This window comes from Streptomyces kunmingensis (genome assembly GCF_039533535.1).
GTDB classification, from domain to species: domain Bacteria; phylum Actinomycetota; class Actinomycetes; order Streptomycetales; family Streptomycetaceae; genus Streptomyces; species Streptomyces kunmingensis.
This window is the reverse complement of the sequence record NZ_BAAATS010000018.1, coordinates 293,333-313,043: the sequence shown is the minus strand read 5'-3', so window position 1 is coordinate 313,043 and position 19,711 is coordinate 293,333. Positions and strand designations below refer to the sequence as shown.

Annotated in this window: 21 protein-coding genes; 13 read left to right on the top strand and 8 right to left on the bottom strand. The window is 71.3% G+C overall.

From position 1 onward, the window contains the following. Positions 1-42 precede the first annotated feature (42 nt). On the bottom strand, positions 43-1,047 hold the full coding sequence (locus tag ABD366_RS23050; RefSeq protein ID WP_324773919.1) for a GNAT family N-acetyltransferase: 1,005 nt from the start codon (positions 1,045-1,047) through the stop codon (positions 43-45). Between the two features lie 140 nt (positions 1,048-1,187). Between ABD366_RS23050 and fdxA the strand changes: the two genes are divergently transcribed. Both fdxA and ABD366_RS23040 read left to right on the top strand, forming a co-directional pair. After that, entirely contained in the window at positions 1,188-1,508 is a 321-nt protein-coding gene (fdxA, locus tag ABD366_RS23045; RefSeq protein ID WP_111666449.1) for a ferredoxin, read from the top strand. 131 nt (positions 1,509-1,639) lie between these two features. Further along, positions 1,640-2,743: a bifunctional succinyldiaminopimelate transaminase/glutamate-prephenate aminotransferase gene (locus ABD366_RS23040; protein ID WP_324773922.1), complete on the top strand. Its 1,104-nt coding sequence runs from the start codon at positions 1,640-1,642 to the stop codon at positions 2,741-2,743. 88 nt (positions 2,744-2,831) lie between these two features. Here ABD366_RS23040 and ABD366_RS23035 read toward each other — a convergent pair whose 3' ends face one another. Beyond that, positions 2,832-3,296 (bottom strand): ATP-binding protein, encoded by a 465-nt coding sequence (locus ABD366_RS23035; protein ID WP_324773924.1) that lies wholly within the window; start codon positions 3,294-3,296, stop codon positions 2,832-2,834. A gap of 382 nt (positions 3,297-3,678) precedes the next feature. Between ABD366_RS23035 and dapE the strand changes: the two genes are divergently transcribed. Further along, positions 3,679-4,758 (top strand): succinyl-diaminopimelate desuccinylase, encoded by a 1,080-nt coding sequence (gene dapE / locus ABD366_RS23030; RefSeq protein ID WP_324773926.1) that lies wholly within the window; start codon positions 3,679-3,681, stop codon positions 4,756-4,758. Between the two features lie 87 nt (positions 4,759-4,845). Further along, complete coding sequence (locus ABD366_RS23025) at positions 4,846-5,595, top strand: LOG family protein (RefSeq protein ID WP_324773928.1); 750 nt, start codon at positions 4,846-4,848, stop codon at positions 5,593-5,595. Positions 5,596-5,612: 17 nt separating this feature from the next. Here the strand turns inward: ABD366_RS23025 and folP are convergent, their stop codons facing one another. Further along, complete coding sequence (folP, locus tag ABD366_RS23020; protein ID WP_324773930.1) at positions 5,613-6,473, bottom strand: dihydropteroate synthase; 861 nt, start codon at positions 6,471-6,473, stop codon at positions 5,613-5,615. 143 nt (positions 6,474-6,616) lie between these two features. On the opposite strand from folP, the gene ABD366_RS23015 reads away from it, so the two are divergent. Together ABD366_RS23015 and ABD366_RS23010 are read left to right on the top strand one after the other, a co-directional pair. Continuing rightward, a complete protein-coding gene (locus ABD366_RS23015; protein WP_324773933.1) occupies positions 6,617-7,015 on the top strand; it encodes a DivIVA domain-containing protein in 399 nt (132 codons plus the stop codon). Continuing rightward, entirely contained in the window at positions 7,012-7,605 is a 594-nt protein-coding gene (locus tag ABD366_RS23010; protein ID WP_324773935.1) for a DNA-3-methyladenine glycosylase I, read from the top strand. Before ABD366_RS23015 ends, ABD366_RS23010 begins: the two co-directional genes overlap by 4 nt. An 8-nt stretch (positions 7,606-7,613) precedes the next feature. Here ABD366_RS23010 and chcB read toward each other — a convergent pair whose 3' ends face one another. Beyond that, a complete protein-coding gene (gene chcB, locus ABD366_RS23005) occupies positions 7,614-8,417 on the bottom strand; it encodes a 2-cyclohexenylcarbonyl CoA isomerase (protein ID WP_324773937.1) in 804 nt (267 codons plus the stop codon). A gap of 324 nt (positions 8,418-8,741) precedes the next feature. Here chcB and ABD366_RS23000 point away from each other — a divergent pair, with 324 nt between their 5' ends. Next, entirely contained in the window at positions 8,742-8,909 is a 168-nt protein-coding gene (locus ABD366_RS23000) for a DUF3117 domain-containing protein (RefSeq protein ID WP_003966491.1), read from the top strand. 161 nt (positions 8,910-9,070) lie between these two features. Here the strand turns inward: ABD366_RS23000 and ABD366_RS22995 are convergent, their stop codons facing one another. Then, the gene (locus tag ABD366_RS22995) at positions 9,071-9,769 is read right to left on the bottom strand and encodes an O-methyltransferase (RefSeq protein ID WP_324773964.1); all 699 of its coding nucleotides are present in this window, start codon (positions 9,767-9,769) and stop codon (positions 9,071-9,073) included. Positions 9,770-9,914: 145 nt separating this feature from the next. Here ABD366_RS22995 and sigE point away from each other — a divergent pair, with 145 nt between their 5' ends. The 5 genes from sigE to ABD366_RS22970 all read left to right on the top strand — a co-directional run bounded on the left by sigE (position 9,915) and on the right by ABD366_RS22970 (position 15,605). Continuing rightward, the gene (sigE, locus tag ABD366_RS22990) at positions 9,915-10,694 is read left to right on the top strand and encodes an RNA polymerase sigma factor SigE (RefSeq protein WP_324773940.1); all 780 of its coding nucleotides are present in this window, start codon (positions 9,915-9,917) and stop codon (positions 10,692-10,694) included. Beyond that, positions 10,691-11,674: an anti-sigma factor family protein gene (locus ABD366_RS22985; RefSeq protein ID WP_324773942.1), complete on the top strand. Its 984-nt coding sequence runs from the start codon at positions 10,691-10,693 to the stop codon at positions 11,672-11,674. The genes sigE and ABD366_RS22985 overlap by 4 nt, the downstream gene beginning before the upstream one ends. Positions 11,675-12,232: 558 nt before the next feature. Then, positions 12,233-14,146, top strand: coding sequence for a trypsin-like peptidase domain-containing protein (locus ABD366_RS22980; RefSeq protein WP_411293844.1), 1,914 nt, complete (start codon positions 12,233-12,235; stop codon positions 14,144-14,146). A gap of 167 nt (positions 14,147-14,313) precedes the next feature. Beyond that, positions 14,314-14,805, top strand: a complete 492-nt coding sequence (locus tag ABD366_RS22975; protein ID WP_324773946.1) for a sec-independent translocase — start codon at positions 14,314-14,316, stop codon at positions 14,803-14,805. A gap of 134 nt (positions 14,806-14,939) precedes the next feature. Further along, positions 14,940-15,605: a hypothetical protein gene (locus ABD366_RS22970; RefSeq protein ID WP_324773948.1), complete on the top strand. Its 666-nt coding sequence runs from the start codon at positions 14,940-14,942 to the stop codon at positions 15,603-15,605. Between the two features lie 75 nt (positions 15,606-15,680). On the opposite strand, the gene ABD366_RS22965 is transcribed toward ABD366_RS22970, so the two are convergent. From ABD366_RS22965 to ABD366_RS22955, 3 genes are read right to left on the bottom strand one after another with little or no spacing between them, the layout of a single operon-like run. Next, entirely contained in the window at positions 15,681-16,814 is a 1,134-nt protein-coding gene (locus ABD366_RS22965) for an Mrp/NBP35 family ATP-binding protein (protein WP_324773950.1), read from the bottom strand. Positions 16,815-16,858: 44 nt separating this feature from the next. Further along, positions 16,859-17,428, bottom strand: coding sequence for a DUF1003 domain-containing protein (locus tag ABD366_RS22960; RefSeq protein ID WP_324773952.1), 570 nt, complete (start codon positions 17,426-17,428; stop codon positions 16,859-16,861). Next, complete coding sequence (locus ABD366_RS22955) at positions 17,418-18,692, bottom strand: magnesium transporter MgtE N-terminal domain-containing protein (RefSeq protein ID WP_324773954.1); 1,275 nt, start codon at positions 18,690-18,692, stop codon at positions 17,418-17,420. Before ABD366_RS22955 ends, ABD366_RS22960 begins: the two co-directional genes overlap by 11 nt. Positions 18,693-18,882: 190 nt before the next feature. Between ABD366_RS22955 and ABD366_RS22950 the strand changes: the two genes are divergently transcribed. Further along, positions 18,883-19,635 (top strand): hypothetical protein, encoded by a 753-nt coding sequence (locus ABD366_RS22950; RefSeq protein WP_324773956.1) that lies wholly within the window; start codon positions 18,883-18,885, stop codon positions 19,633-19,635. The last annotated feature ends 76 nt before the right edge of the window (positions 19,636-19,711 follow it).

Here is a 19,711-nt window from a genome sequence, read left to right as displayed (position 1 = left end):
TCGTGCCCTCTCAGACCGATCGATAGCGCGCACGGCAGCGGGTCACCGGCTGCCGCGCTCCGGAGCACGGTAGTGGTGATACGCGTGGTGGGTGGCGAAACCCATGCGGTCGTACAGGGCGCGCGCCCCCGCGTTGTCGGCCTCGACCTGGAGCCAGGCCGCCGACGCGCCCTCGTCGAGCGCCCGCCGCGCGAGCGCCGTCATCACGGCCGAGGCGAGCCCCTGACGCCGGTACACGGGGTCGACCTCGACGGCGGCGAACCCGGCCCACCGCCCGTCGACCACGCACCGCCCGATCGCCGCGGGCGCCTCACCCTCGCCGGCCACCGTCGCGAACCACACGGACGGCCCGGCGCACAGCACCCGCAACGCGACTTCGCTCGCTCCCTTGCGCTGGTGGCGCCCGAGCCACGCCGGCCCCGGCTCCCGGGTCAGCAGCACCGGTGGGCCGTCGGGACCGTCCCCGATGGGTGCCAGCGCCGCGATCCGCAGCTCGGCGCTGACCTCCCGCACCCAGCCGCGCGCCTCCAGCTCGGCACAGAGCACCTCCTGCGTCCCGGCGGCCCCGGTCGCCGTCTGCGCGTAGGCGGGCAGCCCACGCGCCGCGTACCAGTCCTGTACGCGGGCCAGCGCCTCGTCCAGCGGCACACCCGGATCGCCCACCGGCAGCACGGAGTTGGCCCGCCGTGTGAAACCCCGGGCCGCTCTGAGCTCCCATTCGCCGAGCCGCTCGCTCTCGACCGGCTGCCAGCCGCGGGAGGCGACACGTGCCAGTTCCGGATACGTGGCCGAGGGACCCCGGCGCCTGGCCGGTTCGGCCGGCACGACCTTTCCCGCGACGAGGGTGGCCGCGTCGATGGTCACCTGTTCGCCGGTCCGCCGTGTGATGAGCAGCACATCGTCGTTCCACGATGTGAGAACCCCGACCGTGTCGGTGAACTTCCGACCCGCGGGCCCCTCCTCGCTCACTCGTCGCACAGATACGCGTTTTCCCACGTCAGCGCGGGTCAAGCGCACCTCGAGCCGTCCGCCCGCAGTGAATTCCACAGCTCGGTCCACCCCTCCTGTTCGGATCATGGCCGGGAACGGAGATACTAGGGGCGGGCATCGACGACGCCGCGCTCCCGCGCGCCAGGCGGCGGAGCCTGCGGAGGCCCGCCAGCGCCCTATCGAGGAGGAACGACAGCGTGACCTACGTCATCGCGCAGCCTTGTGTCGACGTCAAGGACAAGGCGTGCATCGAGGAGTGCCCGGTCGACTGCATCTACGAGGGCTCCCGGTCCTTGTACATCCACCCGGACGAATGCGTCGACTGTGGTGCCTGTGAGCCGGTCTGCCCGGTCGAGGCGATCTTCTACGAGGACGACACTCCGGAGGAGTGGAAGGACTACTACAAGGCGAACGTCGAGTTCTTCGACGAGCTCGGTTCGCCCGGTGGTGCCTCGAAGATGGGCCTCATCGAGAAGGACCACCCGTTCATCGCCGCGCTGCCGCCGCAGAACCAGTAACTGCGCTCAGCGGTACGCACAGGCGCAGCCCCGGTCCCGTACGGCGTTCCACTGCCGTACGGGACCGCGGCATTTGTCCCCCCTCACGAGAACCGCACGAGGGCCCTACGCAAAAGAAGTGAGCTGACCCGGTGTCCGCAGTCCCCGCTCCCGTCGACCGCCTCCCCACCTTCCCCTGGGACAAGCTGGAGCCGTACAAGAAGACGGCCGCGGCGCATCCGGACGGCCTCGTCGACCTCTCCGTCGGAACGCCGGTCGACCCGGTGCCCGAGCTGATCCAGAAGGCGCTCACGGACGCCGCCGACTCGCCGGGCTACCCGACGGTGTGGGGCACCCCCGAGCTGCGTGACGCTCTCGTGGCCTGGTGCGAACGCCGCCTCGGCGCCCGCGGCCTCGGCCACACGAACGTGCTGCCGGTGGTCGGCTCCAAGGAGCTCGTGGCATGGCTGCCGACGCAGCTCGGCCTCGGCCCCGACGACAAGGTCGCCTACCCGCGCCTCGCCTACCCGACGTACGAGGTGGGCGCCCGTCTGGCCCGCGCCCAGTACGTGGCGTACGACGACCCGACCGAGCTGGACCCGGCGGGCGTCAAGCTGCTCTGGCTCAACTCCCCGTCGAACCCGACGGGCCGGGTCCTGGCCAAGGACGAGCTGACCCGCATCGTGGCCTGGGCCCGCGAGCACGGCATCCTGATCTTCTCGGACGAGTGCTACATCGAGCTGGGCTGGGAGGCCGACCCGGTCTCGGTCCTGCACCCGGACGTGAACGGCGGCTCGGTCGAGGGCCTGGTCTCGGTCCACTCGCTCTCCAAGCGCTCGAACCTGGCCGGCTACCGGGCGGCGTTCCTCGCCGGTGACGCCTCCGTCCTCGGCGACCTGCTCCAGATCCGTAAGCACGGCGGCATGATGACCTCGGCCCCGACGCAGGCGGCGGTCGTCGCGGCGCTCGGCGACGAGGACCACGTCCACGAGCAGCGCGCCCGGTACGCGGCCCGCCGGGAGCTGCTGCGTGAGGCGCTCCTCGCGCACGGCTTCCGCATCGAGCACAGCGAGGCGAGCCTGTACCTGTGGGCGACCCGCGACGAGTCCTGCTGGGACACGGTCGCCCACCTCGCGGAGCTCGGCATCCTGGTCGCGCCGGGCGACTTCTACGGGGAGGCAGGCCGGCAGTTCGTCCGCGTCGCTCTGACCGCCACGGACGAGCGCATCAAGGCGGCGGTGGCCCGTCTGGCCTGACCGCCGGTCCCGCCGCACGACAGCGAAAAACGTGGGTGCGGGGAGCCTTTCGCTCCCCGCACCCACGTCCGCGTGAGAATCGGCGTGATCAGCCGAGCGGCAGGCCCTTGACCGGGAGCTGGTCGGTGGGCAGGCCGTTCCCGGCGACCGGGAGGCCGCCCTTGGTGAGGGAGTCGGTGGGCAGCCCGCCGTCCGTCGCCGAACCGGCCGTCTTGCCGACCGTGTCACCGGCGCTGCCGGCCAGGTCGCCCGCGGCCTTCTGCGCCACCGGGGTGGTGGTCTTGGCGGCCTTTCCGACCGTCTTGCCGGCGGCGGGGACGGCCGTCCCGACGGCCTTGCTGCCGGTCTTGCCCGCGAGGCCGCTGACGTTCTGGGACGCGCCGTCGACGGTGTTGCCCACGTTCGCGCCGTCCAGCGCGGTCACGCCACCGAGGTCCGGCGTGGCCGGAAGCCCGGCAGCGCTCGCGGCGCCGGCCGCACCGACCACGGGCGCCGCACCCGCCGCTACGAGCAGCGCGACGCGGGCGATCCGGCGGGTCAGGGGGAGGGACATGGTGCTCCTTATACGGGAGAGAGACTCTGTCGTCCGGCTGCCGTGCGGCGGTCGGACGCCGTGACAACAGCCCCAGGACCCAGGAAGGTTGCGGGTCGGCAACGTAAAGGGTTGGCAATGCGTCGCATTATCGGCTCCGGACAAAAACGGGCGAAGGACGCAAGTTCTCTGTCGCAGGAAAACCCTTACGCCCCTGTACCGGCAAGGGATCGGGGACCGGGCCGCACACCGCCCGAAGATCCTGCCCAGGGAGCCGCCGGGAATGATCGGCGCCGCCCGATCGAGTGATCGTCCGTACAACCGGCCGGTTCCGGTGTGGGCTTCGCCGGCCGGTGACGCCGCCGCCGAAGCGGCTCCCGCCCCGGGCGATAGGGTCGACGGCATGGACCGCACCTCACTCGACCTCACGCAGGACGCCGCTCTCCTCACCGCTCAGCTGGTCGACTTCCCCTCGCCCAGCGGCAGCGAGAAAGAGCTCGCCGACGCCGTCGAGGCGGCCCTGCGCCCCCTGTCGCACCTCACGGTCGACCGGTACGGCAACAACGTGGTGGCCCGCACGAACCTGGGCCGCTCCGAGCGGATCATCCTCGCCGGCCACATCGACACGGTCCCGATCGCGGACAACGTGCCCTCGCGCCTCGACGCGGACGGCACCCTGTGGGGCTGCGGGACGAGCGACATGAAGTCGGGCGTCGCGGTCCAGCTGCGGATCGCGCAGACGGTCACGGAGCCCAACCGCGACCTCACGTTCGTCTTCTACGACAACGAAGAGGTCGCCGCGCACCTCAACGGCCTCGGGCACGTCGCCGACGCCCACCCGGACTGGCTGGAGGGCGACTTCGCGATCCTGCTGGAGGGCACCGAGGGCCTGGTCGAGGGCGGCTGCCAGGGCACGCTCCGCGTCATCCTGAAGGTGAAGGGCGAAAGGGCCCACTCCGCGCGCGCGTGGATGGGAGAGAACGCCATCCACGCGGCGTCCCCGATCCTGGAGCGGCTGGCCGCCTACGAGCCGCGCAAGCCGGTCGTCGACGGCCTGGAGTTCCACGAGGGCCTGAACGCGGTCCGTATCGAGGGCTTCGTCGCCACGAACGTCATTCCCGACGTGTGCGCCGTCACGGTCAACTTCCGGTACGCGCCCGACCGCTCGATGGCCGAGGCCGAGCAGTTCGTCCGCGACTTCTTCGCCGGCTGCCCGATCGAGGAGTTCGTCGTGGACGACCACACGGGCGGCGCCCGGCCCGGCCTGACCCACCCCGCTGCCGCCGCCTTCCTGGCCGCCGTGGGCGGCGAGGCACGCCCCAAGTTCGGCTGGACGGACGTCTCCCGCTTCAGCGCGCTCGGCGTCCCCGCGGTGAACTACGGGCCGGGCAACCCGATCTTCGCCCACAAGATCGACGAGCGGGTCGCCACGGCGCTCATCCTGGAGGCGGAGAAGCGCCTGGCCACCTGGCTCACCGCCTGACATCTCGAGATCCCTCGCATGTAACCCGCGTAGACCTACCCTTGCTCTACGTAAGCGCGCGATACCTGCGCATGGAGGGAGCGGACCATGAGCAACCCGGAGGGCAAGCGGCATCCCAAGGAGCAGCGGACGGGGCCGGTGATCCGTCGCCGCGACCAGGTGCAGCCCGGGACGAGTGACCAGCGTCTGCTCGACACAGAAGGACCCTCGGGCTGGGTGCACACGGACCCCTGGCGGGTCCTGCGCATCCAGTCGGAGTTCATCGAGGGCTTCGGCACCCTTGCCGAACTGCCGCCCGCGATCAGCGTGTTCGGCTCGGCGCGCACACCGGTGGACTCACCGGAGTACGCGGCGGGCGTCGAGATCGGCAAGGCCCTGGCGGAGGCCGGTTTCGCGGTCATCACGGGCGGCGGCCCGGGCGCCATGCAGGCCGCGAACCAGGGCGCGGTGGAGGCCAACGGCACCTCGGTCGGCCTCGGCATTGAGCTGCCCTTCGAACAGGGCCTCAACCCGTACGTCGATCTGGGCCTGAACTTCCGCTACTTCTTCGTACGGAAGACCATGTTCGTGAAGTACGCCCAGGGCTTCGTCGTGCTGCCCGGCGGTCTCGGCACCCTGGACGAGCTCTTCGAAGCGCTCACCCTCGTGCAGACCACCAAGGTGACCCGCTTCCCGATCGTCCTGTTCGGTACGCAGTACTGGAGCGGCCTCGTCGACTGGCTGAAGAACACGGTGATCGCGCAGGGCAAGGCGAGCGAGGTCGACCTGCTCCTGTTCCACGTCACGGACGACGTGGAAGAGGCGATCTCCCTGGTCACCAAGGAAACCGGTAACTGACGTCCACGAAGTGCGTGTTACGCGAGTCCCCGGCGGGCGACCGCCGGGGGCCTGTGCCCCGCGATGGACGCCACCATGTCGAGCACCTGCCGGGTCTCGGCGACCTCGTGCACCCGGTAGACCTGCGCCCCGAGCCACGCCGACACCGCCGTCGTCGCCAGCGTCCCGATGAGCCGCTCCTTGACGGGCCGGTCGAGCGTCTCGCCCACGAAGTCCTTGTTGGACAGCGACACGAGCACCGGCCACCCGGTGTCCACCATCTCCGGAAGCCTGCGCGTCGCCTCCAGGGAGTGCCGCGTGTTCTTCCCGAAGTCGTGCCCCGGATCGATCAGTACGGACTCGCGCGGCACCCCGAGCGCCACGGCCCGCTCGGCGTACCCGACGGTGACGTCGAGGATGTCCGCCATCACGTCGTCGTACGTGGCCCGGTGCGGCCGTGTACGCGGCTCGGCCCCGCCCGCGTGCGTGCACACGATGCCCACCTTGTAGCGCGCCGCGACCTCCGCGAGCTTCGGGTCCACGCCGCCCCACGCGTCGTTCAGCAGATCCGCTCCCGCCTCGCAGACGGCCTCGCCGACCTCGTGCCGCCAGGTGTCCACGCTGATGATCACGGACGGGAAGCGGCGCCGTACCTCGGCGACGAACCCGACGGTCCGCCGCGCCTCCTCCTCGGCGTCGACCTCCTCGCCGGGGCCCGCCTTCACCCCGCCGATGTCGACGATCGCGGCGCCCTCGGCGACCGCCTGCTCGACCCGGGCGAGCGCCGGCTCGTCCCGGAACGTGGCGCCCTGGTCGTAGAAGGAGTCCGGGGTCCGGTTCACGATCGCCATGATCACCGGCTCGTGCGCGTCGAACTCGCGCCGGCCCAACCTGAGCATCCCTGTGACTCTCCTCTGGATCCCGCTTGAACGGACGCCTGCGACCTTAACTGTCAGTGCGGCATGGCACGATCGGAGCCTGACGGTTTCGGGATGCCCGTGTACGCAGGTACCGGCCCGGTAGAGCCCAGGGGACGGCAGCGATGGTCATGTTCTTGTTTCTGGTCGCCGCGCTCGTCGTGGTGGTCGCGGCGGTGACGCTCGCGGTCCTCGGCGGCGGTGACGGCGGCGCCCTGCGTGACGAGCCGTCCCAGTTCTACGCGGACCCGCTGCCCCAGGACCGCCCGCTGGCCCGCGCGGACGTCGAGGAGCTGCGCCTGCCCACGGCCGTGCGCGGCTACCGCATGGCGGAGGTCGACGACGCGCTGAACCGGCTGGGCGCGGAGCTGGCCGAGCGCGACGCCCGTATCTCGCAGCTGGAGTCGGCCCTGGCCACGGCCTATGCGCAGACCCGGCGGCCGGTCGACCCCGGACGCGACACGGGCTTCGCACCGCCCGGCGGGTACGGGTACGGGACGGAGCCGGGGGAGGACTTCCGGTGAGCTCGCCGCTGGGAGGGGCCGTCCCGGGGCCTGACGGGGGTCTGCGCTGCCCCTGGGGCCTGTCGACCGCCGACTACGTCACGTACCACGACGAGGAGTGGGGGCGCCCGGTCCACGGCGACGACGCGCTGTTCGAGCGCGTCTCCCTCGAAGCCTTCCAGTCGGGGCTGTCCTGGATCACGATCCTGCGCCGCCGCGAGACCTTCCGCGCCGCGTTCGCCCACTTCAAGATCGCGGAAGTGGCGGCGTACACGGACGCCGACCGCGAGCGGCTCCTCGCCGACCCCGGCATCATCCGCAACAGAGCGAAGATCGACGCCACGCTCGCCAACGCGCGCGTGCTCGCGGACTGGTCGCCCGGCGAACTCGACGAGCTGATCTGGTCGCACGCCCCCGACGCGACGGGCCGCCCCGCGCCGAGGACGGTGAGCGACGTACCAGCGATCACCGACGAGTCGACGGCGCTGTCCAAGGCCCTCAAGAAGCGCGGCCTGCGCTTCGTCGGGCCGACGACGGCGTACGCGCTGATGCAGGCGTGCGGCCTTGTCGACGACCACCTGTGGAACTGCGTGGCCCGCACGCCTGCCTGAGTCCCGGCTCAGCGGCCCAGGTAGTCGGGCTTCTCCTTGGCGATGAAGGCCTGCACGGCGATGAGGTGGTCCGCGGAGGCGCCGGCCCGCGTCTGCAGCTCGTCCTCCTTGTCGAGGGCCTCGTCCAGGGAGTGGTCCGCGGCGAAGGCGACCGACTCCTTGAGCGCGGCGTACGCGACGGTCGGCCCCGCGGCGAGCATGAGGGCCAACTTGCGTGCCGTGTCCGCCAGTTCGTCGGCCGGCACGATCCGGTGCACGGCGCCGATCTCGAACGCCTCCTGCGCCGAGATCGTGCGCGGGAACAGCAGCAGATCGAGGGCGCGGCCCGGGCCGACGAGCCGCGGCAGCGTCCACGAGATGCCCGAGTCCGCGGTGAGGGCCACCCCGGCGAACGACGTGTTGAACGACGCCGTGTCCGCCACGATCCGGTAGTCCGCGCAGAGCGCGAACCCGAAGCCGGCCCCGGCCGCCACGCCGTTCACCGCGGCCACCACGGGCTTCGCCATCCCGGTCAGCGCCCGCACGATCGGGTTGTAGTGCTCCCGCACGGTGTTCATGGTCTGCCCCGCACCGGCCTCCCGGTCCGCCATCAGGGTCCCCACGTGCTCCTTGAGGTCCTGACCGACACAGAACGCGCGGTCCCCGGCCGCCGTCAGCAGCACAGCCCGCACCGCCTCGTCCCCGGCAGCCGCCTGCACCGCGTCGCGGAGGGCGACCTTGGCCTCGGTATTCATCGCGTTCATCGCCTCGGGGCGGTTCAGCGTGATCGTCGCGAGCCCGTCGCTCACCTCGTAGAGCACGGTGTCGGCCATGACGCTCCTCCTACTATGCGTTTGCTTAGTGTCCGTGCTCAGCATGACGGAGATCACGGCACATGGAGCACCCCCGACATGTGACCTGCGTCAAACAAATCCACCTCGGAACGGGCACGCGAGCGGCGCAGTATCGCAGTCACATCGCCGAATTGGGTGGTTTTGCTCAAGCGCGTTGCGCAAGCGATGCCGACTGATGTTGGTCATCGGGTCCCGCGATGCGGGATAATGGCCTGGAAGCAAGGTGTTCGATGCCGGTGACGTGTGCCCGTCCAGAGGGCCGTCGGCTATGACGATGAGCTGGTTTCAGGAAGGGGAACGAGCATGGCGGCCATGAAGCCGCGGACGGGTGACGGCCCGCTCGAGGTGACAAAGGAGGGGCGGGGCATCGTCATGCGCGTTCCGCTCGAAGGCGGCGGTCGGCTCGTGGTCGAGCTGACGCCGGACGAGGCCGATGCCCTCGGCGACGCCCTGAAGAAGGTCGTCGGCTGACGCGGAAGCGACCATAACCTTTTCGACTGCCCCGGCACACATTCGGTGCCGGGGCAGTCGTACGTCCGGATTCCCGTCCGGCGGGCGAGGGTCTCCCGGCGGATCTTCGGGCACTTTCCGTGAACGCCGGAGCCGGCTCCCTCGGAGTCAGGGACGGGCTCTCAGCGCTTGACCGCGCACAGCAGCCCGTCGCCGACCGGCAGCAGCGACGGCACCAGCTCCGGACTCTCCCGCACCGCCCGCAACAGCTCGCGCACTCGCACCACTTCCACCGGCTGCGGTCCCGAGTCCACGGTCCGGCCGTCGGCGAAGACGCCCTCGAAGCACACCACGCCGCCGGGCCGCAGCAGACGCAACGATTCAGCGAGGTAGTCCAGGCTCTCCATCCGGTCGCCGTCGCAGAAGACCAGGTCGTACCCGCTGTCCGCGAGCCGGGGGAGCACGTCGAGGGCGCGCCCGGGGATGAACCGGGCCCGGTTGCTGGCGAAACCCGCCGCCCGGAACGCCTGCCGCGCGAACTGCTGCTGCTCCGGCTCGGGATCGACCGTGGTCAGGACGCCGTCGGGCCGCATCCCGTGCAACAGATGGATTCCGGACACCCCGGTCCCCGTCCCGATCTCGGCGACGGCCTTCGCCCCCACCGTGGCGGCGAGCAACCGCAGCGCGGCGCCCGCGCCGGGGGACACCGAGCGAAGCCCTGCCTCCCGGGCCCGGTCCCGGGCCCAGCGCACAGCGTCGTCCTCGGCGACAAAGGCGTCGGCGAACGCCCAGCTCGTCTGCCGGTTGCCGGTAATGGCCCTCTCCTGTCCCCGCGGTTGCCTGCGCGTGACTTTATCCGTTGGCGCCGGGAACTCGCAGATGGGACCGGGCGTTTAGAGAGGCAGGGGGAAAGAGCAGGCTGAAGCGGGGGTCGGCGGGATGGCGACAGCGACGAAGCGGGCGGCTGAGAGCCGACCGGCAAATCTGAGTAAAAACGCTTATCCGGAGCTAACGGGCGAGGTGGCTATGGTAGGGGCTCCACTGGACACCACCAGAGCCGACAGGGGAGGTGCGGCTGCGCCTGTGGATCGGGGAGGAGTGCTGCGGCGCTTTCTCAGGTCGGCGGGTGAGCCGAAATCTGTGACCAACACCGCTGACCGATTCCGCACCGTTGACTCCGCGCAGCAGACCGCGACCTTTGCCGCTGACGCGGAATCGCAGGCGTGGACTCCGCCCACCTGGGAGGAGATCGTCAGCACGCACAGCACGCGCGTCTACCGACTCGCCTACCGCCTGACCGGTAATCAGCACGATGCCGAGGACCTCACGCAGGAGGTCTTCGTCCGCGTCTTCCGCTCGCTGTCGACGTACACGCCCGGCACGTTCGAGGGCTGGCTGCACCGCATCACCACGAACCTCTTCTTGGACATGGTCCGCCGCAAGCAGCGCATCCGCTTCGACGCGCTGGGGGACGACGCCGCCGAGCGTCTGCCCAGCCGCGAGCCGTCGCCGCAGCAGGTCTTCAACGACGCGCACTTCGACGCCGACGTCCAGCAGGCGCTGGACACGCTGGCGCCCGAGTTCCGCGCCGCCGTCGTGCTGTGCGACATCGAGGGTCTCTCGTACGAGGAGATCGCCGCCACCCTGGGCGTGAAGCTGGGCACGGTCCGCAGCCGCATCCACCGCGGCCGTTCGCAGCTGCGCAAGGCGCTGCAGCACCGCTCGCCCGAGGCCCGCGCCGAGCGCCGCACGCTTGCGACCACAGGGGGGATCCCCGTCCTTGGCGGAGGGGGCGCGCCCGCGTGAGTGGACCACGTCTCAATCCTGCCGAGCGCCAGACCGCGGCCGACCAGCATCTGGGAGACCGGCTGGCCGCCCTCGTCGACGGCGAACTGGATCACGATGCCCGGGAGCGCGTCCTCGCGCACCTGGCGACCTGTCCCAAGTGCAAGGCCGAGGCCGACGCGCAGCGCCGCCTCAAAAGCGTCTTCGCCGAGGTGGCCCCGCCACCGCCCTCCGAGAGCTTCCTCGCCCGCCTCCAAGGGCTGCCCGCCGGAGGTGACAGCGACGGTGGCTCACCACCGTTCGGGGGAGGCGGCTTCGGCACCGGCCGCGCCTTCGGCACCGGGCCCGGATTCGGGGAAGGCGTCTTCGCCGTAGACCCCGAGCCCTTCGGGTTCGCGCCGTCCGGCGCGCATGCCCCCGTGCTCCCCGGCACGCAGCGCGGTTTCCGCATCCACGAAGTGGGCCGTCCCGACCGGCACGACAGCGACCGGGCCTCCCGTGGGCGCCGTTTCGCGTTCGCCGCGGCCGGGGCGGTGTCGCTCGCCGCCATCGCTCTCGGTGGAGTCACGGCCGGCGCTCCGCTCGACAGTTCCGACGCGCGTAGTGGTGGCTCCGGCAGCAATGCCACGCCGTTGCGCAGCCAGGCGTCGGGCGCCGCATCGGTCTCCGAGTCACAGCGACGCCGAGCGCTCTCGCCGCTGCTCGGCCAGAGCGGCGGTGCCCTGTCGGCGCCGGTCTCGCCGATCCGGGCGAGCGCGCCGCTGCTGCCGGGTGGTGGTCACGCGGACAGTGCGAGCTACCCCTTCTCGACCCCGCTGCTGTCCGGGGCGGCCCGTATGTCGCCCCTGATACGCCCGGCCGCGCCGGTGCCCACGGTCGCGGTGGAGCTGAAGCCGCACGTGGTGTCCGAGGCGACCGCGTTCAGCGGGCCACCGGACGAGCCGGCCGCGGCTTCGGCGTCCTCGCCGCCCCTGTCCTCCCGGTCGTCCTCTCTCCGCTGACGCCCGCTGCGCCCGGGCCGCCGAACCTGGTTGAATCCACGTGAGGCCGCGCATCGGGTCCTGGACCCGGACTGCGCGCTCAGGAGCCCGTGGTGTGGTGCCAGGGGCCAGGTGTGGGGAGAGCGGCGGGACATGGACGAGGGCAAGCCCACAAAGGCCAAGTGGTGGAGCCGCCCCCGACCGAACACCGGGGGCGCCGCGGACGACGGCGACTGGCACCTGCCCGGGGCCGGGAGCGCGGCGGGCGACGGCGACTGGCACCTGCCCGCGCCTGCCTCCGGCGGTGGGCCGGTGGACGGCGACGGCGCATCGCGGCACACGACCGATCCCGCCGGGACCACACCCCGGGACGGGCACTCCACCGACCCGACGACGGCCGCGGCTCCCTCCGATTCCCGCGCATTCGTGACCGGCCCGGACGACTCCGCCGCGCCTGCCGGGACCGAGCCGGCGGGGTCTTCCGCCAGGGCCGAGGTGGATCCGGCGCGGCCCGTGGAGAACGGCGCGGGCGCCGCTGACCCGGCGGGCTCGGCCGACCCGGGCGACTCGGCGCCGCGCATGGCCGATCCGGCCGCTCCCGCAGACCCTGCCGACCCGGGGGTGGATGCCGCTCAGCCCGTGCTCGTGCCCGAGCCCGAGACCGTGACCGACTCCGTGCCGAACGCGTATCGGCCGCCGACTCCGCCGACTCCGGTGGCTCCGGTGGCTCCGGTGGCTCCGGTGGCTCCGGTGGAGGAGGCTCCCCGGCCGCTGCACGATCCGGACCCGTACAGCACGCCGCCGTACGGCGAGCCGGGCCCCTGGGCGCTCGCACCGCCCGTACAACACCCGGCGACGACCCCGGCCCACGGCACGGCCACGCAGCCGGGCGGGGAGGCGCAGCAGCAGACATACGCGGGTGACTCGGGTCCGGTTCCGCCGGCGTACCCGGGTGACTCGGGCGCGGTTCAGCAGCCGGCGTATCCGGGTGACTCGGGTGCGGCTCAGCAGCCGGCGTACCCGGGTGACTCGGGTGCGGCTCAGCAGCCGTCCTACCCGGGTGACTCCGGTTCGGTTCAGCAGGCCTACCCAGGCGGCTCCGGCGCGGCTCAGCAGCCGATTCAGCCCTTGCCGCAGCAGGCCTACCCAAGTGACCCCGGCCCGGCCCAGCAACCGGAGCAGCCTTCGCCGCAACCGGCGTACCCGGACGCTTCAGGCCCGGCTCAGCAGCCGGACCGGTCGTACCAGGAGCACGCCGCTCCGGGGCCGGCCCCGCACGGCGGCCCGGATCAGGCCCAGCATCCTTACCCGACGCCCCCCGACGGGCCCTGGCAGCGTTACGACCCGTGGGCCGCGCACGCCGCCGCGCCGGTGGGAACGCGCAAGGGACGGTCGAGGCGCGTGGTGGCGCTCGGTGCCGTGCTGCTCGCGCTGGTGGCCGGGATCGTGGGCGGAGCCATCGGTTCCCACCTGGAGCGCAACGGCGGGACGGACGTCGAACTGCCGCAGGCGGGCGCCGAGTCCACCCGCCGCGCCCCCGGCAGCATCGCGGGCATCGCCGCCAGCGCGCTGCCCGGCGTAGTCACCATCCACACCAAGGGCTCCTCGGAGCAGGGCACCGGCACCGGCTTCGTCCTCGACAACCGCGGCCACATCCTCACCAACAACCACGTGGTCGACCCGGCGGGCTCCAACGGACGGATATCGGTCACGTTCGCGGGCGGCGAGAGCGCCGACGCCGACGTCGTCGGCCACGACAGCGGCTACGACCTCGCCGTCATCAAGGTCTCCGGAGTCCGCGGACTCAAGCCGCTGGCCTTGGGCAACTCGGAGAACGTGCAGGTCGGCGACCCCGTCGTAGCCATCGGCGCCCCCTTCGACCTCGCCAACACGGTCACCGCGGGCATCATCAGCGCCAAGGACCGGCCCATCACGGCGGGTGGCGAGAAGGGCGACGGCACCGACGTCAGCTACGTGGACGCCCTGCAGACGGACGCCCCGATAAACCCGGGCAACTCCGGCGGCCCGCTCGTGGACTCCCGGGCCCGTGTCATCGGTATCAACAGCGCCATCCGTTCCGCGGACAGCGGATCGGACCTGGAGGGCGGCCAGTCGGGCTCGATCGGCCTGGGCTTCGCCATCCCGATCAACCAGGCGAAGCGCGTGGCCGAGGAACTCATCAACACCGGCAAGGCCACCCACCCGGTGATCGGCGTCACGCTCGACATGGACTACTCCGGCGACGGCGCCCGCGTCGGCACCAAGGGCAACGACGGCGGCTCGTCCGTCAGCCCCGGCGGCCCCGGCGCCAAGGCGGGCATCGAGCCCGGCGACGTGATCACCGAGGTCGACGGCGTGCGCGTGCACTCCGGTGAGGAACTGATCGTCAAGATCCGCGCCCACCGCCCCAAGGACAAGCTGGACCTCACGGTCGAAAGGGACGGGAAGGAACGCCAGGTGACCCTCGTCCTCGGCTCGGCGGACGGAAACTGACCGGCTGCCGAGGTGCGACGCGAGAGCTCCCGTGATCCTGGACGTGGCCCAGTGGCTACCGGACGGACAGGATGGCCGGGTACCGTGGGACCCGGTCCGGTGCCGGACCCTGCCGAAGACCTGCTACTGAAGACCGCCGCGGGCCGAGGACACGCTAGGAGCGCAAGGTGTTCAACGACATTGGCCCACTGGAGGTCGTCACGCTCGTCGTGCTGGCCGTGCTCGTCTTCGGCCCCGACAAGCTTCCGAAGCTCATCCAGGACGTCTCGCGCACGATACGTAAGATCCGGGAGTTCTCGGACAGCGCGAAGGAAGACATCCGCAGCGAACTCGGCCCCGAGTTCAAGGACTTCGAGTTCGAGGACCTGAACCCCAAGACGTTCATCCGCAAGCAGCTGGACAGTGACGAGCTGGGGCTCAAGGAGATCCGTAACGGCTTCGACCTGAAGAAGGAGATGGCCGAGGTCACCGACGCGGTGCACACCGTCGGTGAGCTGGAGGACTCCGGCTCCGCCACCTCCTCCGGGGCCTCGTCCACCACCGCGTCCAGCACCGGCTCCGGCGGCACCGTCGACATGCGCAAGCGGCCCGACATGGAGAAGCGGCCCGAGAAGCCGGCCGCCGACGACCGCCCGCCCTTCGACGCCGACGCGACCTGAACCACACCTCCTGAAACCGGGCCTCCTGGATCCGGTGTGGCATCCTGCCTTGTTGTTGCGCGGACCGTACGTGAGAACGCCCGAGGGGGGCGGGCCGCTCCGGTCCGTACGAGAGCGAGGAGGCGGCCGGGTACATGGAGACGACGAGTCGGGTGGGCGCGCAGGCGCCGGACACCGAGGGGGCCGAGATTTCCCCCGCGGCCCGGCGAACGGTCGACGGCTACCTGCTGGCGCCCTTCCCGTGGTACGGCCTCGACGAGGCCTTTACGGGACCGCGCTGGCTGATGCAGGTCGGCACCACGGCGGACGGGTCCGTCGAGCACGGTTCCATCGGGCACGGTGACGAGCCCTCGGTGCGCAGCGAGGGCACTCTGCACGGGGACGCCACCGAGCGGTTCGCGGTCGTCGTGACCGTCGCCGCGAATCCGGTACGGCGCAGCGCCGACGGCACGGGCGTCCTGGACGCCACGTCCGTCTCGTCCGCGGCCTGGCTCGCCGGGGTCGGACTGCTCTCGTACACGTGGCCGGGTCAGATGGACCACACGCTGCGGGACGACTGGCTGGACCAGCAGACCGAGACGGCCTGGGTGCTCGCCGACGACCTCGGCTCCGCGGACTGGGCGACGCTGTCGCTGCCGGTGGACGGGGTGCCGACGCAGTTCCACTACCGCGAGTCCGAGTACGGGTGGGTGCTGGCCGGTTCCACGCAGGCCGGGGTGCACCTGGGCGCGTACGGGCGGGGCATGAGCGCGTACGGGCTCGCCTTCTCCGTGGTCAAGGACATCGCGGAACTCGCCTGACACCTGATGCACGACAGAGCGGGCCGCACCGGAAGCCGGTGCGGCCCGCTCTGTCGTACGCCTGAGGACAGGCGCTCAGAACTTGTTGCGCGGCGTGAGCCCCAGGGACATGCCCGACAGGCCGCGCTGGCGCCCGCCCAGCTTGCCCGCGATGGCACGCAGGGCCGAGCCGGCGGGGGAGTCGGGGTCGCTGAGCACCACCGGCCTGCCGTTGTCACCGCCCTCGCGCAGGCGCACGTCGATCGGGATGGAGCCGAGGACCGGCACAGTGGCGCCCGTGGTCTTCGTCAGCCCCTCGGCGACCATCTGCCCGCCGCCCGTGCCGAAGACGTCGACCATCTCGCCGCAGTGCGGGCAGGGCAGGCCCGACATGTTCTCGACGACGCCGACGATCTTCTGGTGGGTCTGCACCGCGATGGAGCCGGCGCGCTCGGCGACCTCGGCGGCGGCCTGCTGCGGCGTCGTCACGACGAGGATCTCGGCGTTCGGCACCAGCTGGGCCACCGAGATGGCGATGTCGCCGGTGCCCGGCGGCAGGTCGAGCAGGAGCACGTCCAGGTCGCCCCAGAAGACGTCCGCGAGGAACTGCTGGAGGGCGCGGTGGAGCATCGGGCCGCGCCACACCACCGGCGCGTTGCCCGGCGTGAACATGCCGATGGAGATGACCTTCACACCGTTCGCCGACGGCGGCATGATCATGTTCTCGACCTGGGTGGGCTTGCCGTCGGCGCCGAGCATGCGCGGGACGCTGTGCCCGTAGATGTCCGCGTCGACGACGCCGACCTTCAGACCGTCGGCGGCCATCGCCGCCGCCAGGTTCACGGTCACGGAGGACTTGCCGACGCCGCCCTTGCCGGACGCCACCGCGTACACACGGGTCAGCGAGCCGGGCTTGGCGAAGGGGACCTCGCGCTCGGCCGTCCCGCCGCGCAGTGCGGCGGCCAGCTCCTTGCGCTGCTCGTCGCTCATCACGTCGAGCGTGACGTCGACGCGCGTGACGCCGTCGACGCGGCCGACGGCCTCCTTCACGTTGTTCTCGATGGTGGAGCGCATCGGGCAGCCGGAGACGGTCAGGTACACGGTGACCGCGACGGCTCCGTCCGCACCGATGTCCACCGATTTGACCATCCCCAGTTCGGTGATGGGTCGCTGGATCTCGGGGTCGTTCACTGTCGCGAGTGCCTCGCGCACCGCGTCTTCCGTAGCCATACGACCGATAGTACGGCGCGGTAACCCGGGCACGGAAAGCCCCGTCAGCGGTCGTCTACATCACGTCCCCGCTCGATCTCCGGCGGGAATACGGCCGCCCGCTGCTGCTCCTCCAGCTCCTTGAGGACGTCCTGCAGTTCGGAGCGGATCCAGTCGCGGGTGGCGACCTCGCCCAGACCGATCCGCAGGGCCGCCACCTCGCGGCTCAGATATTCGGTGTCGGCGATCGACCGCTCGTTCTGCTTGCGGTCCTGTTCGAGGTTGACGCGGTCGCGGTCGTCCTGCCGGTTCTGCGCGAGCAGGATCAGCGGAGCGGCGTACGAGGCCTGGAGGGAGAGCATCAGGGTGAGGAAGATGAACGGGTAGGTGTCGAAGCGCAGCGAGGCGGGCGCGGTCACGTTCCAGATGACCCACGCGATGATGATCACCGTCATCCAGACGATGAACCGCCCGGTGCCCAGGAACCGCGCGATGCGCTCGGAGAGCCGCCCGAAGGCCTCGGGGTCGTAGTCCGGCAGGAACTTGCGGCGTTGCGGCCGCGGCTGGTCGAGCCGGATACGGGAGCGGCGCGAGGTGTCGGCGGCGGCGCGCGGGTCGCGTTCCTCACTTCCCATCGGTCACGTCCCCCGCGAGGTGAAATTCCTGCTCGCGCCAGTCGTCGGGCAGCATGTGGTCCAGTACGTCGTCGACGGTCACGGCGCCGAGCAGCGAGCCGTCCTCGTCGACGACGGGCGCCGCGACCATGTCGTACGTCGCGAAGAACCCGGCGATCTCCGGGAGTTGAGCGCTCGGCGAGAGCGGCTGCAGATCCTCGTCGAGCATCAGGCTGACCATCGTGTACGGGGGATCGCGCAGCAGCCGCTGGAAGTGGATCGTGCCCAGGTACTTGCCGGTCGGTGTCTCGTCCGGTGGTCGGCACACATAGACCTGCGCGGCGAGCGCGGGCGACAGATCGGGGTTGCGGACGCGGGCGAGCGCGTCCGCGACGGTCGAGTCCGGGCGCAGCACGATCGGCTCGGTCGTCATCAGACCGCCCGCGGTCTTGTCCTCGTACGCCATCAGGCGCCGCACGTCGGCCGCGTCACCGGGCCGCATGAGGGCGAGGAGGCGCTCCTTGTCGGCCTCGGGCAGCTCGCCGAGCAGGTCGGCGGCGTCGTCCGGGTCCATCTCCTCCAGGACGTCGGCGGCGCGCTCCTCCTGGAGCTTGCCGAGGATCTCGATCTGGTCGTCCTCGGGCAGCTCCTCGAGGACGTCGGCGAGCCGCTCGTTGGTGAGGGCGGCGGCGACCTCGGCGCGGCGCTTGGGGGAGAGGTGGTGCAGCACGTTGGCGAGGTCGGCGGGGCGCAGCTGTTCGAAGGTGGCGAGCAGGTTCTCGGCGCCCTGCCCGTGCTCCTCCACGGAGAAACCGTCGACGGCGGACCAGTCGACGGTCAGCGCCTCGCCCTTGCGCCGGAAGGTGCCGCCCTTGCCCTTGCGTACGAAGACCCGGTCGATCTCCCAGTCCCGCCGGGCGGGCAGCTGCTGGATGGAGACGTCCAGAACGGTGACCTCCTCGCCCGACTCCACCAGCCGGACGCGGCGGTCGAGCATCTCGCCGAGGACGAGGCGCTCGGTGGGGCGCTGCTCGAAGCGCCGGACGTTGAGCACGCCCGTCGTGATGACCTGGCCCGACTCGATGCCGGTCACCCGGGTCATCGGCAGGAAGATCCGGCGGCGTGTGGACAGCTCGACGACGAGCCCGAGGAGCCGCGGCGGCCGTCGGTCCACCCGCACCGTGGCGACGAGGTCGCGCACACGTCCGACCTGGTCCCCGTTCGGATCGAAGACGGCGATACCGGACAGATGGGAGACAAAGATCCGCGGGGCGACTGCTGCCATCGTTCCTCGTACCGCCCTTTCGAACTGATCCATCCCGATATACGCGCAATCCGAGGGTCAGGCTATCCGGTGCCCGTCGAAGACGCTTTGCGCCTGCCGACCCTCGGACCCGTACGGGTAACCGCAGATGACACAGGTACGCTGCCGTACTGCCGCCGAGCCCGATGCCGTACGAGAGGTAGCCCCGCCCGTGACCGCACTTCCCCTCGCCCGCCGTACCCGCAGGACGCTTCTCGTCGGCGTGCTGTGCACGGGAGTCGCGGCCGGGCTCGCGGGCTGCGGCGGAGAGGATCCGGACGCGGGCACCAACGGGGTCGGCAAACTGAAGCCCGCCACGATCCAGAGCCGCACGGTCAAGGCGGCCCAGGGCGCGGCCACCGTCCATCTCGCGGGCTCGGTGGTCAGCGGCGGCCGTACGTACAAGCTCGACATGCGGCTGAAGGGCGACGGCGGCTCGGGGTCGGTGACCAGCGGCGGAAGTACGTTCCGGCTGCTGCGGGTCGGCGAGCACCTGTACCTCAAGGCGAGCGCCGACTTCTGGACGCACTCGGACGACGCCGGGGGCGGGGCGGGCGACGGCGCGGCCGCGGAGAAGCTCGACGGCAAGTACGTGAAGGTGCCCAAGGGCGACCCGTCGTACAAGCGGCTCAGCACGTTCACGGACAAGGACGTGCTGCTCGACGGGCTGCTCACGCTGCACGGCACGCTCGACAAGGGCGACCGCGGTTCCTCCGGAGGCACCCGCACGATCCAGCTCACCGGCGACGAGGGGGCCGGCGGCACGCTCGACGTCTCCCTGGAGGGCACGGCCTACCCCATGCGCCTGGAGCGGGCCGGAGGCGCCGGCACCCTCCAACTGACGGACTGGGACGCCGACTTCCCCCTGACCGAACCGAAGTCGACCGACACGGTGGACTACGGCCAGGCGTTGCCGACGTCTTGAGCCCCCTTTTGAGCCCTATCAAGCCCGTCCGGCGATTGAGCCCTATCAAGCCCGTCCGGCGATTGAGGACCGGGGT